The 16,889-nt window shown below is 41.4% G+C and carries 15 protein-coding genes and 1 pseudogene; 8 read left to right on the top strand and 8 right to left on the bottom strand.

Annotation, left to right across the window (positions count from 1 at the left end):
- The 4 genes and pseudogenes from D8844_RS03570 to D8844_RS10500 form a co-directional block, all read right to left on the bottom strand.
- Positions 1–96 (bottom strand): annotated as a pseudogene (locus D8844_RS03570) (IS200/IS605 family transposase); the annotation flags it as partial.
- A 183-nt stretch (positions 97–279) separates the two neighbouring features.
- Complete coding sequence (locus tag D8844_RS03565) at positions 280–1,095, bottom strand: TIGR03943 family putative permease subunit (protein WP_000617819.1); 816 nt, start codon at positions 1,093–1,095, stop codon at positions 280–282.
- On the bottom strand, positions 1,092–1,997 hold the full coding sequence (locus D8844_RS03560; RefSeq protein WP_125421946.1) for a permease: 906 nt from the start codon (positions 1,995–1,997) through the stop codon (positions 1,092–1,094). The genes D8844_RS03565 and D8844_RS03560 overlap by 4 nt, the downstream gene beginning before the upstream one ends.
- Complete coding sequence (locus D8844_RS10500) at positions 1,998–2,129, bottom strand: SPJ_0845 family protein (RefSeq protein WP_000268696.1); 132 nt, start codon at positions 2,127–2,129, stop codon at positions 1,998–2,000.
- A 130-nt stretch (positions 2,130–2,259) separates the two neighbouring features.
- On the opposite strand from D8844_RS10500, the gene D8844_RS03550 reads away from it, so the two are divergent.
- The 5 genes from D8844_RS03550 to D8844_RS03530 all read left to right on the top strand — a co-directional run bounded on the left by D8844_RS03550 (position 2,260) and on the right by D8844_RS03530 (position 8,279).
- Positions 2,260–4,389, top strand: a complete 2,130-nt coding sequence (locus D8844_RS03550; protein WP_125421943.1) for a Tex family protein — start codon at positions 2,260–2,262, stop codon at positions 4,387–4,389.
- Positions 4,376–4,819 (top strand): SprT family protein, encoded by a 444-nt coding sequence (locus D8844_RS03545; protein WP_125388948.1) that lies wholly within the window; start codon positions 4,376–4,378, stop codon positions 4,817–4,819. The genes D8844_RS03550 and D8844_RS03545 overlap by 14 nt, the downstream gene beginning before the upstream one ends.
- 59 nt (positions 4,820–4,878) lie before the next feature.
- Complete coding sequence (locus D8844_RS03540) at positions 4,879–5,151, top strand: PspC domain-containing protein (protein WP_084881784.1); 273 nt, start codon at positions 4,879–4,881, stop codon at positions 5,149–5,151.
- A gap of 379 nt (positions 5,152–5,530) precedes the next feature.
- A complete protein-coding gene (locus D8844_RS03535) occupies positions 5,531–6,289 on the top strand; it encodes an ABC transporter ATP-binding protein (protein WP_000173369.1) in 759 nt (252 codons plus the stop codon).
- Between the two features lies 1 nt (position 6,290).
- Positions 6,291–8,279 (top strand): ABC transporter permease, encoded by a 1,989-nt coding sequence (locus tag D8844_RS03530; RefSeq protein WP_125421940.1) that lies wholly within the window; start codon positions 6,291–6,293, stop codon positions 8,277–8,279.
- A 38-nt stretch (positions 8,280–8,317) separates the two neighbouring features.
- Here the strand turns inward: D8844_RS03530 and D8844_RS03525 are convergent, their stop codons facing one another.
- Positions 8,318–9,013: a VIT1/CCC1 transporter family protein gene (locus D8844_RS03525; RefSeq protein ID WP_000136037.1), complete on the bottom strand. Its 696-nt coding sequence runs from the start codon at positions 9,011–9,013 to the stop codon at positions 8,318–8,320.
- A gap of 205 nt (positions 9,014–9,218) precedes the next feature.
- Between D8844_RS03525 and D8844_RS03520 the strand changes: the two genes are divergently transcribed.
- The 3 genes from D8844_RS03520 to ftsY are packed head-to-tail and all read left to right on the top strand — an operon-like array spanning position 9,219 to position 12,142.
- Positions 9,219–10,010, top strand: coding sequence for a Cof-type HAD-IIB family hydrolase (locus D8844_RS03520; RefSeq protein ID WP_125421937.1), 792 nt, complete (start codon positions 9,219–9,221; stop codon positions 10,008–10,010).
- Entirely contained in the window at positions 10,010–10,828 is an 819-nt protein-coding gene (locus D8844_RS03515) for a Cof-type HAD-IIB family hydrolase (RefSeq protein WP_096407000.1), read from the top strand. Before D8844_RS03520 ends, D8844_RS03515 begins: the two co-directional genes overlap by 1 nt.
- A gap of 3 nt (positions 10,829–10,831) precedes the next feature.
- Positions 10,832–12,142 carry a signal recognition particle-docking protein FtsY gene (gene ftsY, locus D8844_RS03510; protein ID WP_125421933.1) on the top strand — a complete coding sequence of 437 codons (1,311 nt, stop codon included), beginning with the start codon at positions 10,832–10,834 and terminating at the stop codon, positions 12,140–12,142.
- Positions 12,143–12,186: 44 nt separating this feature from the next.
- Here the strand turns inward: ftsY and zwf are convergent, their stop codons facing one another.
- From zwf to D8844_RS03495, 3 genes are all read right to left on the bottom strand, one after another.
- Positions 12,187–13,674, bottom strand: coding sequence for a glucose-6-phosphate dehydrogenase (gene zwf, locus D8844_RS03505; RefSeq protein ID WP_000096116.1), 1,488 nt, complete (start codon positions 13,672–13,674; stop codon positions 12,187–12,189).
- 149 nt (positions 13,675–13,823) lie between these two features.
- Positions 13,824–14,564, bottom strand: a complete 741-nt coding sequence (locus D8844_RS03500; protein WP_001096337.1) for an amino acid ABC transporter ATP-binding protein — start codon at positions 14,562–14,564, stop codon at positions 13,824–13,826.
- Entirely contained in the window at positions 14,564–16,729 is a 2,166-nt protein-coding gene (locus D8844_RS03495) for an ABC transporter substrate-binding protein/permease (RefSeq protein WP_125421930.1), read from the bottom strand. Before D8844_RS03495 ends, D8844_RS03500 begins: the two co-directional genes overlap by 1 nt.
- Positions 16,730–16,889: the final 160 nt, after the last annotated feature.

The following is a 16,889-nucleotide window of genomic DNA, read 5'->3' as shown; positions in this document are numbered from 1 at the left end:
ATTATAAATGATTTTTCGTCTATACTTAGGGGTGAACACAATGTGATATTTACACATCCACTTTGTGTGTGATAAACTATGTGCCTTTTGTGCCATATTTTTCTCCTTTCGCTTTACAATTGGCTTGAACACCTTTATTGTATCGCGTTTGGAGTTTTTTTGGTATAACCTTCGTCGCGCACCCGCATAGCGGGTGGTTTATTTGTCTCGCACCTTACGGAGCGAGACGGACTAATAGTCACATAATAATAAAAAGTAGCCTGCAAAGGCTACTTTTTATTAAAACACGCGATATACATAAGGATTTTCTGGTTTGTCTACTTTTGTGAAACTCTCAACCTCCAGTGTTGGGAGTTTTTGTTTGAGTTCTTTATGGTAATGGAGGGTCAGGGTTCCTCTAGCGGTAATCCAGGTATTATCAGGATACTGGCGTGAGTTCCCCTTTGTCAAGAGTCCATATACACCAGAATCGGCTATACAGTGGATGATCCCAAAGCGAAAGAGGAACTGGCTATCTTCATGGCTAGGATCGTTATAGACGAAGCCTGTAAACTCGATTTTCTTTCCTTCAAACTCTTGAGGGTAGTCATAGAGAACTTCCATGACTTCCATATAGTTTTCATCAGTGATGTGAATGGTTTGCTGGGAGAGGTATTTATCAGCTGTAGTCCTCATTTCCTTTTCATAAGCAGATTTGGAAAAATAGGTGCTGGTATCGGGTTTGAGGTATTGACTGGATGTGCCTTCACTTGCCTGAATAGCTGTGTTGATTCCCTCAGCAAGTGGGAAATGGTATCCCTTAGCAGATACAGTTCTCGAGTCCAAACTTACTGTCGGAAAGGCAACTCCAATCAAGAGAGGTAGTGACAGTAAAAGGATGCTGATTCGTCTAGATCGACGACTTTCAAAATGGCTGTGAGAGTTGATTTTCTTGATCCAGATATAGAATTGGACCAGAGCCAACAGAAGAGAAAGGACCATAGAGATATAGACTAGATAGGAATAGTGGAGATTGATGTATTGACTGAGCTTGCCAGATAGCTGCAGATACAGAGTTAGGGCAAAATAACCCAGTAAAATGAGAAATCGGATCATAGCATCACTCCTATCATGTAAGAATAAAGCAAGACAAGCACTGTCACGATGCCCATGAATTGCCAGATGAAGCGCGCTTTGAGATAGTGTTTCATCATGAGGAGATTTTTGATATCAAGCATGGGGCCAATGACCAGAAAAGCAAGGACTGGCGCTAGGCCGAAGCTCGAGAGGAGAGAAGCACCGATAAAGGCGTCCGCCTCGCTACAAAGAGAGAGGAGAAAGGCTAGAAACATGAGCAAGAGAATCGCAAGGACTGGACTTGCGCTGATAGAGGTCAAGATCCGAGTCGGGACATAGACCTGCACGATAGCCGCAAAGAGACAGCCAAAGACCAAGTAACGCCCCATATCGAAAAACTCATCAATAGCCTGTATAAAGACCTGAAAGACCTTTCTAGCAGGACTCATGTGTGAAAAGTCATGTTCGTGACAAGTGATAGGATTCTCTTTTTGAATGGGTTCCTTCCAGAAAAATCCTAGGAGAATCCCAAGCACCAAAGCAATCACAATAGCTCCCAGCGCTCGCAAAAAGGCAAGTTTTATTGAATTGCCAAAGGCAGAATATGTAGCGAAAAGAACGATAGGATTGATAATGGGAGCAGTCACCAGAAAAGGAACGGCCGTGTAGCTGGGCACTTTCTTTTCTAGAAAACGATTGATGATGGGAATGATTCCACACTCGCAGGATGGAAAGAGAAAACCAATGAAGGTACCAAAAAAGATCCTCCCCCAACGATTGCGAGGAAGAAACTCATAAACTTTATCAGGAGTGATATAGACCTCAATCAACCCCGAAATGAGACTCCCAATCAGGACAAAAGGAAGGGCTTCAATCATGATGGAGAGAAAAATAGCTCCCGCTTGTAATACACTAGGAGGAAGAGATTGGAAAACAGTCATCTATTTTTTCTTCTCAACTTTTTCTTTTTTATCTTTGTCATCTGGGAAAGTGACTTGTGTTAAGTCAGGAAGTTTTGCGAATTCTTCAAACATCTTGTCCAAATCATCCGTTTTTGTAAATTTAACAGCCATGGGCCTACCTCTTTTCTATATTCTATCTCTATTATACTATTATTTTGTGGAAAAGGGATTATTTTGATAATCAAAGAGGTAAAAAAGGGTAGGACGAAACAAGGGCTGTCCCTTATGGTATAATAGATTTATGGATAAAAAATATGAAAAAATCTCCCAAGATTTGGGAGTAACCTTAAAGCAAATCGATACTGTTCTAAGTTTGACAGCAGAAGGGGCGACAATTCCCTTCATCGCGCGTTATCGAAAGGACATGACTGGTAGTCTGGATGAGGTGGCGATTAAGGCCATTATCGACTTGGATAAAAGTCTGACAAATCTCAACGACCGTAAAGAAGCTGTCTTGGCTAAGATTCAAGAACAAGGCAAACTAACCAAGGAATTAGAAGAAGCTATTTTGGCAGCTGAAAAATTAGCAGACGTTGAAGAACTCTATCTTCCTTATAAGGAAAAACGTCGAACCAAGGCAACTATTGCCCGAGAAGCTGGACTCTTTCCTCTCGCCCGCTTGATCTTGCAGAATGTAGATGGTTTAGAGAAAGAAGCTGAGAAGTTTGTCTGTGAAGGATTTGCGACAGTTCAAGAAGCCTTGGCTGGAGCGGTTGATATCTTGGTCGAAGCCTTATCGGAAGATGTGACTTTGCGTTCACTGACCTATCAGGAAGTGCTGAGACACTCTAAAATCACTTCGCAAGTCAAGGATGAAAGTCTCGATGAAAAACAAGTTTTTCAGATATATTACGATTTTTCAGAGACAGTTGGCAACATGCAGGGTTATCGTACCTTGGCCCTCAATCGTGGTGAGAAACTAGGTTTCTTAAAAGTCGGTTTTGAGCACGCGACAGATCGTATTCTTGCTTTCTTTGCTGCCCGTTTCAAGGTGAAAAATGCCTATATAGATGAAGTTGTTCAACAGTCAGTTAAGAAAAAGGTCTTGCCTGCTATCGAACGACGCATTCGGACAGAATTAACTGAGAAAGCAGAAGAAGGAGCTATCCAACTCTTTTCTGACAACCTGCGCAATCTTCTCTTGGTTGCTCCGCTGAAAGGGCGCGTGGTTCTAGGATTTGACCCTGCCTTTCGTACAGGTGCCAAACTTGCTGTCGTTGATACAACAGGTAAAATGTTGACAACCCAAGTCATTTATCCAGTAAAACCAGCATCAGCTCGTCAGATTGAAGAAGCAAAGAAAGATTTGTCGGACTTGATTGGTCAATACGGTGTGGAAATTATTGCTATCGGAAATGGAACTGCCAGTCGTGAAAGTGAAGCCTTTGTGGCGGAAGTTCTTAAAGATTTTCCAGAAGTCAGCTATGTTATCGTCAATGAAAGTGGCGCTTCTGTCTACTCTGCCAGCGAACTTGCTCGTCAGGAGTTTCCAGAATTAACCGTTGAAAAACGCTCTGCTATCTCTATCGCCCGTCGTTTGCAAGATCCACTTGCCGAATTGGTCAAAATTGATCCCAAGTCAATCGGTGTCGGGCAATACCAGCACGATGTCAGTCAGAAGAAACTGTCTGAGAGTCTGGACTTTGTCGTAGATACGGTGGTTAACCAAGTCGGTGTCAATGTCAATACAGCTAGCCCAGCTCTTCTTTCCCATGTGGCTGGACTCAATAAAACTATCTCTGAAAATATCGTCAAATACCGTGAGGAAGAAGGAAAAATCACTTCGCGCGCTCAAATCAAGAAAGTTCCGCGTCTGGGTGCCAAGGCTTTTGAACAGGCAGCTGGTTTCCTCCGTATCCCGGAAAGTAGTAATATCCTTGATAATACAGGAGTTCACCCAGAAAACTATGCTGCGGTTAAGGAGCTCTTCAAACGCTTGGATATCAAGGACTTGAATGAAGAAGCACAAAGTAAGCTTAAGTCCCTTTCAGTTAAGGAGATGGCACAGGAACTGAATCTTGGTCCAGAAACCCTTAAAGATATCATTTCCGACCTTCTCAAACCAGGTCGAGATTTCCGTGACTCATTTGATGCACCTGTGCTTCGTCAAGATATCTTGGATATCAAGGATTTAAAAGTCGGCCAGAAGCTGGAGGGTGTGGTGCGTAATGTCGTTGACTTCGGTGCCTTCGTTGATATCGGGATTCACGAGGACGGCCTCATTCATATTTCCCATATGAGTCGTAAATTTATCAAACATCCCAGCCAAGTGGTGTCTGTTGGAGATTTGGTAACGGTTTGGGTTAAGAAAATCGATACTGAACGTGAAAAAGTCAATCTGTCGCTCCTCGCTCCAGATGAATCTAACTGACTACGTTCAGTCTGTTTCCCTCGAAGACTTTGGTAGACCTTTTACCCACCAAGCCCAGTGGAATTCTCGTCTGCGAACGACAGGTGGGCGATTTTTCCCCAGGGATGGGCATTTGGATTTTAATCCCAAGGTCTATAATGAACTAGGTTTGGAAGTCTTTCGGAAAATCGTACGCCATGAACTCTGTCACTATCACCTTTATTTTCAGAAAAAGGGTTATCGACATAAGGACCGAGATTTTAAGAAACTTTTGAAAGAAGTGGATGGACTGCGCTTTGTTCCCCCGTTGAAGAACCAAAGTAATTTTCTAGTTTATCAGTGTCAATCTTGCCAGCAAACTTATCAGCGCAAGCGTAGGATTGATACCAAACGCTACCGATGTGGGGTTTGTCGAGGTAAACTCGTCATCATAAATCGGCCTAAGGACTGATGTTGATAGTTCTGATTCATGCTATACTACTTGTAAGAATGCCGAAAGAGGAACATATCATGAATAACAAATTTTATAAAATGAAACGAAATAGTAAGGTGTCGGGAGTTTTAGCTGGTCTATCAGACAAGTGGAATTTTGATGTAACTTTAGTCCGCTTTCTCTTTGCCATTTTTACCATATCAAATTTTGGGATTGGCGTGATTATCTACATCATCCTAGCCTCTATCCTGCCAACTAAGGAAGAAATCGAAGCAGAAATGTACGGAACAGGACCACGCAAACGCAAGGAAGCCGAGGTCATTGATGACAATGATGGGCGGTTTTGGTGAGTCAGATTTTGAAATAGTTTATAGATACTTTCCTTATTTCTCAAAGAGGTCAGAAAAAGAAGTGAACCTTAACCCTTGCATTCGCAAGGGTTTTCTTCTTGCCTTTCTTTTATGGTAAAATATTGATAGCGAAATTACTTGATTTTTTCAATCTTACAAAAATGTAAGATTAAAGTCTCTTTTGTAAGGTTAGGTTATGGCAAGACCTCTTTTTTTGCGATAAACTAGACTCATAAAGAACAAAGGAGCAAAAACATGAAAAGAATCTTACAAAAGAAAAGAAGAAAACCAAGTCAAAAAGATATCGAGCGTGTTCAACTGGGATGCGCTATGATGCAAGCACAGTTTCAATTGATGGGATATTAAGAAGGAGAAAATCATGACACTTTTAGATGTAAAACACGTTCAAAAAATCTACAAAACACGTTTCCAAGGCAACCAAGTTGAGGCACTCAAAGATATTCACTTTACCGTAGAAAAGGGTGACTACGTTGCCATCATGGGTGAGTCCGGTTCAGGAAAGTCAACCCTGCTCAACATCCTAGCTATGCTGGATAAACCAACTCGAGGCCAGGTTTACCTAAACGGAACAGACACAGCCACTATTAAAAATTCACAGGCTTCGAGTTTCCGTCGTGAGAAGTTGGGATTTGTCTTCCAAGACTTTAACTTGCTAGATACCCTGTCTGTTAAGGACAATATCTTGCTTCCGTTAGTTCTATCACGAAAACCTATTACGGAGATGATGAAGAAATTGGTAGTGACAGCTGAAAATTTGGGTATCAACCAATTACAAGAGAAGTACCCTTACGAGATCTCAGGAGGTCAAAAACAGCGGGTAGCAGTAGCACGCGCCATCATCACTGAACCTGAAATTCTCCTTGCGGATGAGCCAACAGGAGCCCTTGACTCCAAGTCATCTGCAGCCTTACTCGATGTATTTGATGAAATCAATGAACGCGGCCAAACCATTCTTATGGTAACCCACTCAACGGCAGCAGCCAGCAGGGCCAAGCGCGTTCTCTTTATCAAGGATGGCATTCTTTACAACCAAATCTACCGTGGAGACAAGACAGAGCGTCAGATGTTCCAAGAAATCTCTGATACTTTGACTGTTATGGCAAGTGAGGTGAATTAGTATGTTTCGATTGACTAATAAGTTAGCGGTTTCGAACTTAATCAAAAACCGCAAACTCTACTATCCCTTTGCTTTAGCTGTTCTCTTAGCTGTGACCATCACTTATCTCTTTTACTCATTGACACTTAATCCTAATATTGGCAAGATTCGAGGGGGAGAGACTATCTCTATGACGCTTGGTCTTGGTATGGTGATTGTCACTATTGCTTCAGCTATCATTGTCTTTTATGCCAATAGTTTCGTCATGAAAAACCGTTCCAAGGAACTAGGGATTTATGGCATGTTAGGATTAGAAAAACGCCATTTGATTAGCATGGTCTTTAAGGAGCTTCTTATTTTTGGCTCCCTAACCTTGACAGCTGGACTTGGCCTAGGAGCTCTCTTTGATAAGCTCATCTTTGCTCTGCTTCTGAAGCTAATGAATATGAAGGTGGAGCTCGTAGCGACCTTCCAACCAAGTGTCTTTATCCTCGTTATCCTTATTTTTGGAGCTATTTTCCTAGGTTTGGTTTTTATCAATGCCTTTCGGATTGCACGCATGAATGCCCTACAGCTCTCTCGTGAGAAGGCCAGTGGTGAGAAAAAAGGACGTTTCTTAAGCCTTCAGACCATTCTAGGTTTGATTAGTATGGGAGCTGGCTACTACCTAGCAGTGACAGTTGAAAATCCTTTAACTGCACTCATAATTTTCTTTGTAGCAGTCTTGTTGGTAATCTTTGGGACCTATCTCTTGTTTAATGCAGGGATTACAGTTTTCTTACAAATCTTGAAGAAAAACAAGCGTTATTATTACCAACCCAACAACATGATTTCCGTATCCAATCTCATTTTCCGTATGAAGAAAAATGCGGTTGGTTTGGCTACGATTGCCATCCTTTCAACCATGGTCTTGGTGACTATGTCTGCTGCAACAAGTATCTTTAAGGCATCAGAAAACTTCAAGAAGGTCATGAATCCACATGATTTTGGGATTACAGGACAGAATGTTGAAAAAGAAGATATCGAAAAACTCTTGAACCAGTATGCTAGTGATAAAGGATTGACTGTCACAAAGAAAGAAGTCCTTACATACAGTAACTTTGGTGTGGCAAATCAAGATGGTACGAAATTGACAATCTTTGAGAAAGGTCAAAATCGTGTTCAACCGAAAACTATTTTTATGGTCTTTGACCAAAAAGACTACGAGAATATGACAGGACAGAAACTTGGACTTTCAGGTAAGGAAGTTGGATTGTTTGCTCAAAACAAGCAACTTCAAGGGCAGAAAGAATTGACTCTGAATGACCAGACCTACACGATCAAAGAAGAAATCAAAAAAGATTTTATTCTTGAACATGTCCCAAATCAGTACAATATTCTAACTTCGGACTATAACTATTTGGTTGTTCCTGACTTACAAGCCTTTCTAGAACAGCATCCTAACTCTTCCATCTTTAATCAATACTATGGTGGTATGAATGTAACGGCTAGTGAGGAAGAGCAACTTAAAATTGCAGATGACTATTCAAAATTCGTTAATAACTTTAATAGAGAAATAAACAAAGAAGGAAGCTATGTTTACGGAAGCAATCTAGCTGATAGTAGTGCGCAGATGAGTGCTCTCTTTGGTGGAGTATTCTTCATCGGTATCTTCCTCTCTATCATCTTTATGGTGGGAACGGTTCTCGTCATCTACTACAAACAAATCTCTGAAGGATATGAAGACCGTGAACGCTTTATCATTTTACAAAAAGTCGGTCTCGATCAAAAGCAAATCAAGCAAACTATCAACAAACAGGTCCTAACTGTTTTCTTCCTCCCATTGCTCTTTGCTTTTCTACATCTTGCCTTTGCCTATCATATGCTTAGTCTCATCCTAAAAGTCATTGGGGTGCTAGATGCGACCATGATGTTGACAGTCACTTTGTCCATCTGTGCTATCTTCCTCATTGTCTATGTCTTGATCTTTATGATTACCTCAAGAAGCTATCGCAAGATTGTGCAAATGTAAAAAAGATACCTCGATGATTGTCGAGGTATTTCTTTATCTTAAATGCTAAAGAGTTGTCCCAAGAGGAAGGTTACGCCCATGGTCAGAAGTCCGATACAGAGGTTGCGGATCATAGCTGTTTTCGTAGGAGCCTTGCCTAGTTTAGCACTGGTATAGCCAGTGACGAGAAGGGAAAGGGCCACGATAAAAACAGTAGCAGGAATACGATAGTCACTTGGAAAGACGGTGATTGAAAGCATAGGAGGAAGACTTCCCAGTACAAAGGCAATAAAGCTAGAGATAGCAGCATGCCAAGGATTGGTAAATTCTTCGTACTCGATACCGTATTTTTCCTCAACCAAGGCTTTGAGTGGATTTTTTAAAAAGGCCTTGTTGGTCAAGAGTTGGGCTGACGTTTCACACTCACCATTTTGAAGGTAAGCAGCATAGAGGGATTGTTTTGCAGATTCGATGTCTTTATCCAAGAGTAATTGTTCTCGGGCAACAGCGGCTTCTTCCGTGTCTTTTTGAGTGGATACGGAGACATACTCTCCCCCTGCCATAGAAAAAGCACCAGCGAGGATAGCTGCCAATCCTGATAAAAAGATAATCCAGATATTGCTTGTCGCACTGGCAACACCGATAACGACTCCAGCGATGGAAATAATCCCATCATTGGCTCCTAGAACACCTGCGCGTAGGATATTGAGTCGTCCTGCAAAGTTAGCATCAATTTCATGTTTTATTTCTGTCATAGTCATCTCCTTTCTCTCCATTATAGAGAAAAGAGTAGGGGAATACAAACTTTTTAAACTATCTGAAAAAAGTTCTACGATTCTAATTTTTATGCCCTTTGAAGTTTCTCCGAAAAAGTAGTGCTATCCTACTGTACTGGACCTTTTTAAACTTATCTATGGTATAATAGAAGATAGATTTATCAATTGGAGAATGAAGGATTTTATGATTAAACTTGTAGCAACCGATATGGATGGAACCTTTCTAGATGGAGAGGGTCGGTTTGATATGGAACGCCTCAAAAACGTACTTGTTTCCTACAAGGAAAAGGGGATTTATTTTGCAGTGGCTTCAGGTCGCGGTATCTTGTCCCTGAAAAAGTTGTTTGCGGATGTGCGTGATGAAGTGATTTTTATAGCTGAAAATGGGAGCTATGTTGAGTTTCATGGTGAGGATATGTATGAGGCTACTATGTCTCGGGATTTTTACTTGAGCACTTTTGAAGCTTTAAAGAAATCGCCCTATTTTGATGAAAGTAAAATGCTCTTGACAGGGAAAAAAGCTTGTTATGTATTGGAAACAGTGGATGAAACCTATCTAAAGTTAAGTAGTCACTACAATGAGAACATTCAAAAAGTAGCACGTTTGGAAGATATCACAGATGAGATTTTTAAATTCACTACTAACTTTACTGAAGAAACGATAGAAGCTGGAGAGGCCTGGGTCAACGAAAATGTTCCTGGTGTGAAAGCCATGACAACAGGTTTTGAATCCATCGATATTGTCTTGGACTACGTTGATAAGGGTGTGGCCATTGTTGAGCTGGCAAAAAAACTGGATCTAACCATGGATCAGGTTATGGCATTTGGAGATAATCTCAATGACCTTCATATGATGCAGGTTGTTGGGCACCCAATCGCCCCTGAAAATGCGAGACCAGAGATTTTAGAATTAGCAGAAGCAGTGATTGGCCACCATAAGGACCAATCAGTGATGACTTATATGGAGGGCTTGTAATGGCAGATATTAAATTGATTGCATTGGACTTGGATGGAACCTTGCTGACAACGGATAAAAAGCTGACAGATCGTACCAAGGAGGTCCTCAAAGCTGCGCGTGATCGTGGCATCAAGGTCGTTCTGACAACAGGTCGTCCTTTGAAGGCTATGGATTTCTTTCTCCATGAGCTAGGGACTGACGGTCAAGAGGATGAGTACACCATCACCTTTAATGGTGGTCTGGTACAGAAAAATACTGGAGAGATTCTCGATAAAACCGTCTTTTCAATCGACGATGTGGCACGTTTGTACGAGGAAACTGAAAAACTCGGACTTCCGTTAGATGCTATTTCAGAAGGAACAGTCTATCAAATCCAGTCGGACCAAGAAAGTCTCTATGCTAAGTTCAACCCAGCCTTGACTTTCGTACCTGTCGCTTTTGAAGATCTATCTAGTCAGATGACATATAATAAATGTGTGACCGCCTTTGCCCAAGAACCTTTGGATGCAGCGATTCAACAGATTTCTCCAGAATTGTTTGACCAATACGAAATCTTCAAATCGCGTGAACTCTTATTGGAATGGTCGCCAAAAAAAGTCCACAAGGCAACAGGTTTAGCGAAATTAATTAAACACTTAGGAATCGACCAAAGCCAAGTCATGGCTTGTGGGGACGAGGCCAATGACCTTTCTATGATTGAGTGGGCAGGTCTGGGAGTTGCCATGCAAAATGCTGTTCCAGCGGTTAAGGAAGTTGCCAATGTGATTACCCCCATGACCAACGACGAGGAAGCCGTTGCCTGGGCTATCGAAGAATACGTGCTAAAGGAGAACTAGAATATGGGATTATTTGACCGTCTATTCGGAAAAAAAGAAGAGCCGAAAATCGAAGATATTGTAAAAGAAGCACTGGAAAATCTTGATTTGTCAGAAGAAGTTGAAGAAAACCAAACGGCAGTCGAAGAAACCTCTCAGGAAGAGACAGCAAGGGACAAAGAGGAAGAAACACCTGCCCAAGAAGAACTTCTTCAGATCTCAACAGAAGAAGTCATTGAACCAGAAGCAGTCGAGGAAACAGACCAAGAGGAGCCTGAGCTAGAAGCTGATGAATTGGAGCAAATCCAAGAGCCTGAAGAAATTCTAGAAGAAGAGAACCAAGAAACTGTAGAATTCGAAGAAGAGCTAGCTTCTGAAGTAGTAGAAGAAGAACTTCCTCAAGTTGAAGAAACCGTTCAGGAAAAATATGACCGTAGTCTCAAGAAAACCCGTACGGGATTCGGTGCTCGTTTGAATGCCTTCTTTGCAAACTTCCGTTCTGTCGATGAAGAATTCTTCGAGGAATTGGAAGAACTGCTCATCATGAGCGACGTCGGTGTGCAAGTCGCTTCAAACTTAACAGAAGAACTACGTTATGAAGCCAAACTTGAAAACGCTAAGAAGCCTGACGCGCTCCGTCGTGTTATTATCGAGAAATTGGTTGAACTCTATGAGAAGGATGGCAACTACGATGAACAAATCCATTTCCAAGATGGTTTGACAGTCATGCTCTTTGTTGGTGTTAATGGTGTTGGGAAAACAACTTCTATCGGGAAATTAGCTCATCGCTACAAACAAGCTGGCAAGAAAGTCATGTTGGTTGCGGCAGATACCTTCCGTGCTGGAGCCGTTGCCCAGCTAGTAGAATGGGGCCGTCGTGTGGATGTTCCTGTTGTGACGGGAGCTGAAAAGGCTGATCCAGCAAGCGTGGTCTTTGATGGGATGCAACGTGCTGTAGCTGAAGGGATTGATATCCTTATGATTGATACAGCAGGGCGTCTGCAAAACAAGGACAACCTTATGGCCGAGTTGGAAAAGATTGGTCGTATTATCAAACGTGTTGTTCCAGAGGCACCTCATGAAACCTTCCTGGCACTCGATGCTTCAACTGGCCAGAACGCCTTGATACAAGCTAAGGAATTTTCTAAGATAACACCATTGACTGGAATTGTTTTGACAAAAATTGACGGAACTGCCCGAGGTGGTGTTGTACTGGCTATCAGAGAAGAACTCAATATCCCTGTAAAATTGATCGGTTTCGGTGAAAAAATCGATGATATTGGGGAATTTAACTCAGAAAACTTTATGAAGGGTCTCTTAGAAGGCTTGATTTAATACAAAATAAATATCCTGCAAGTCAATCTTGCAGGATATTTTTGCTATTCTAAACGGCCATCTTCACGATAGGCGATATCTGGTTGCCAGGTCCATTTGGCTCCATACTTCTCAAGTAAGTCAAAGCTAGCTTGTGGCCCCATGCTTCCAGCTTTATAATCGTAGAGTGGAGCTCCGTTTTCATCCCAGAGCTTTTCGATACGGTCAATCAATTTCCACGAAGCACTTACCTCATCCCAGTGGCTAAAATTGGTAGAGTTGTTATTCAAGACATCGTAGATTAATTTCTCGTATGGGTCTGGTGAGGCTCCAGTAGCAGTAGCATCTGTACGGTAATCCAGAGAGCTTGGAGCCAGGTTGAATTCTTCTCCGACTTGCTTCCCATTGAGGCTGAGAGAGAATCCTTCAGTTGGTTGGATATAGATTGTCAAAATGTTTGGAGCAAGTGGTTCTCCAAAGATAGAATCCATTTGCTTAAAGACGATATTAACGTGAGTTCCTTTTTCCGTCAGGCGTTTCCCTGTACGGAAAAAGAAGGGAACACCACGGAAGCGATCGCTGTCTACAAAGAAGGCACCAGATGCAAAGGTTTCTGTTGTAGATTCTGGGTCGACATTTGGCTCGCTTCGATAGGAAATGTATTTCATACCATCGATTTTACCAGAGCGATATTGACCACGGATAAACTGTTCTTTCAGTTCTTCCTCAGTTGGATGATAGAGGTTTTTAAAGACCTTTATCTTTTCAGCACGAATCTCATCCTTTGTAAAGCTAGCTGGTTTGTCCATGGCTAGAAGAGAGAGGAGTTGGAGTGTATGGTTTTGCACCATATCACGAAGGGCACCAGATTGATCATAGTAGCCACCGCGTTCTTCTACACCCAAGCGCTCTGCAAAGGTAATCTGAACATTATCGATGTGTTCGCGATTCCAAACATTCTCAAAGATCATGTTGGCAAAACGAACAGCAAAGATACTCTGAATCATCTCTTTACCTAGGTAATGGTCGATACGGTAGATTTGCTCCTCATCAAAGGCAGCAAGGAGATCTTCATTGAGTTTGCTAGCTGTTTCGTAGTCTGTACCAAATGGTTTCTCAACAATCAAGCGCTCAAAACCTTTGCCATCAACAATGTTTTCAGATTTGAGGTGCTTGGCAATGGTTCCAAAGAACTGAGGTGCCATAGACAAGAAGAAGAGCTTATTGTGTTCAGCTTGGTATTTTTCGTTGAGCTCAGCTTGTAATTGGCGCAAAGCAATATAATGTTCCGTATCATTCACATCATGGCTTTGATAGTAGAAGTGGCTAGCAAATTCTTGAGCTTGCTCGGTACTATCTGCCAAATCAAGGATGGATTCGACAACTACAGATTCAAAATATTCCTTACTCCAAGGTCTACGAGCTGTTCCGATAACAGCAAAATGCTCAGAGAGATTGCCTGATTTATAGAGTCTGAAAAGGGAAGGGTAGAGTTTGCGTTTAGCTAAATCTCCACTCGCACCGAAAATTGTAACAATAACCTTTGATGACATCTAGCTACCTAATTTCTATATTTTTTCCTAGTTGGACTAGGGATGAGATTTCCTCATTATCATAGTTTTTATTTTATCATAATTTTCAAAAAAAACAAAAAATCCAATACGCAATTAAAAAACTGTAAGGAGAACCTTACAGTATTGTTTTATACATTTAAGACCTTGTCCAAGAACTCTTTTAGACGAGGGTGTTGCGGGTTGTCAAAGATTTGATCTGGAGTTCCATCTTCCAGGAATTCACCATCAGCCGTAAAGATAACACGGTTAGCCACCTGACGAGCAAATCCCATCTCATGGGTTACGATAATCATGGTCATACCTTGCTCTGCCAATTCCTTCATAACATTCAGTACATCTCCAACCATCTCAGGGTCCAGAGCGGAAGTTGGCTCATCAAAGAGCATGATATCAGGATTCATGGCAAGTCCACGAGCGATAGCTACACGCTGTTTCTGACCACCTGAAAGACTATCTGGGTTGGCATTAGCTTTATCTGCTAGTCCTACCTTTTCAAGCAACTCCATCCCCAATTTTTCAGCTTCTTCTTTGGTCATCCGTTTGTGTTCAATAGGTGCAAAAGTGATATTCTCCAGGACGGACATGTGTGGGAAGAGGTTGAAGTGTTGGAAGACCATTCCGACGTTTTCGCGAACATGGTCGACATTGGTTGATTTTTCAGTCAAATCATAACCATTCACTGTGATGTGGCCACTCGTTACCTCCTCGAGGAGGTTAAGGCTACGGAGGAATGTGGATTTACCAGAACCAGAAGGACCGATGATGCAGACAACATCTCCTTCATAGAATTTAGTTGTAATTCCTTTTAAAACTTCGTTTTTTCCATAATACTTATGCAAATCATTTACATCAATTTTTAGTTTTGCCATTAACGAATCCTCTTTTCTAAGCGTTTCGCTAGTCTAGTCAAAAGCGTGATAATTACAAGATAGAAGATAGCAAGGATTGCATACATCTTGAAACTTTGGTAGTTACGGGCGATGATAATCTTACCAGTTTGGAAAAGTTCAACCAGACCGATAGCAGAAACAATGGTTGTATCTTTAAGAGCGATAACGAATTGGTTGACGAAGTTTGGCAACATCAATTTAGTCGCTTGTGGCAAGATAATCTTACGCATGGTTTTTCCATAAGAGATACCAAGACTGCGACTGGCTTCCATTTGCCCAACTGGAACAGCTTGAATCCCACCACGAACAATTTCAGCGATATAAGCTGCCGCATTAAGTGAGAGGGCAATAGTACCAGCTACAAAGTCATTGATTGGACTTTGTTGGCCTGTAATGGACTCGATGAAGTTTGGAATACCCCAGAAGATGAAGGCTGCAAGAATCATCAAGGGAATACCACGGATAACGTCAACGAAAATCTCAGAGATTAGACGAAGAGATTTGTATGGGCTAACGCTAAACATACCAAAGATAATACCGATGACAATGGCAATTGCAAATGAGATAAGAGCTAGAGCAAGAGTGATTCCAAGTCCACTAAGAAGTTGTTTGTAGTTGTTTTGAAGCAAGCCCCAGATAGTTGTTTCGTCAACCGTACTTGTAGAGTCAGTTGAAGTTTCGCTAGCTAGATACTTGTCAAGAATCTTTTGGAATTCACCGTTAGCTTTGAGGTTCGCAAGTCCGTTATTGAACATCTGGATCAATTCTGGGTTTGTTCCTTTTTTAACCGCAAAGGCAGTTTCACCGATTGGAGTTCCAGCGATTGGCGTTTTCAATTTTTGACCTTGGCTGATAGAATATTTGAGAACAGGCTCATCATCCATCACAGCATCAATAGCTCCAGTATTCAGACTGTCATACATTGAAGCGCCATCTGCAAAGGTTTTAATCTTATAGCCGTATTTGTTTTGATTCTCAGTAAGGAACGTTTGAGACGCAGTTCCGTTTTTAACACCGACAGTTTTATCCTTGAGGTCTTCATAAGAAGCAATCGTGCTTGATTCTTTCACACCAAGAATCGTATTTGCTGTGTAGTATGATTCTGAGAAGTCGAAGGTTTCCTTACGGGCATCTGTTACAGACATACCAGCAATGATACCATCTGCTTGTCCTGCTTGAACAGCACTAATGGCTGCGTCAAATCCTGGGTTGGTAATTTCAATTTCAAAACCTTGGTCTTTGGCAATGGCCTTGATGAGGTCCATATCAATACCAGTGTATTGATTGCTTGAATTTTGAAAGACGAATGGGGCAAAAGATGAGTCGCTGGCAATAATGTACTTGCTTTTCACAGGAGTAGCTTTTTGTCCAGCAGCAGTAGTTGTCGTTGGGGTTGCCGTAGTTTTAGAAGCTGTCCATTTTTGGATGATTTGCTCCAAGCTACCATCCTTCTTCATTTGTGCTAGGGCTTCGTTAAACTCGGTAACCAAGTGTTCATACTTGCTACCTTTCTTGACACCAAAAGCAAAGCTTCCAACAGCCTCACCATCCATATTGATGCTGAGATCTTGTCCTTGGTTAATCGCATACTCAATAACAGGTTTGTCATCCATGATGGCATTTACAGCACCAGCACTTAGACTGTTATTCATCAAATCACCTGTATCAAAGGTTTTGATAGAGAAACCGTATTTATCTTTGATACTTTCGAGGAAACGTTGAGCGGCAGTTCCGTTCTTAACTCCAACTGTTTTGCCGCTAAGTTCCTCATATTTGGTGATTTTATTTGCCTTTGTGGTAGCAATGACAACTTTTGTATCATAATAGGTATCAGACATGGTAAAGACATTTTCACGTTCTTTTGTTTTTGTCATACCTGCCATAATAGCATCTGCTTGACCTGACTGCACCGCATTTACAGCTGCATCAAAGCCAGGATAAGACATTTGGATGTTCCATCCTTTGATTTCTGCGACTTTATTGATAATATCAACATCAATCCCTTTATAGGTTTGATCTGAATCTTTAAACTCAAAAGGTGCGTAAGCTGTATCAGACACAATCTTAACAGTATCAGCTTTTGCCATACCTAGTGAGAAAATGGGAAATAAAATGAGCATACATGCTAGTATTTTTTTCTTCATTTTTAGTCTCCTTTTCCGAATATTTTCCCATTATATCAGAAAATGAATGAAAAGGCAAATTTTATGGATTTTATGTAAGGAAATGTAACATGAAATACTCGCTCTTATCAACTTAGAGAAGAGTCTGAAAAGTAAATTTATGGTAAAATAGAAGGATAGA

This window comes from Streptococcus oralis, from assembly GCF_003942875.1.
Classification (GTDB): domain Bacteria; phylum Bacillota; class Bacilli; order Lactobacillales; family Streptococcaceae; genus Streptococcus; species Streptococcus oralis_BX.
The sequence above is the reverse complement of the archived record's forward strand: the minus strand, read 5'-3'. Positions and strand labels throughout refer to the sequence as shown.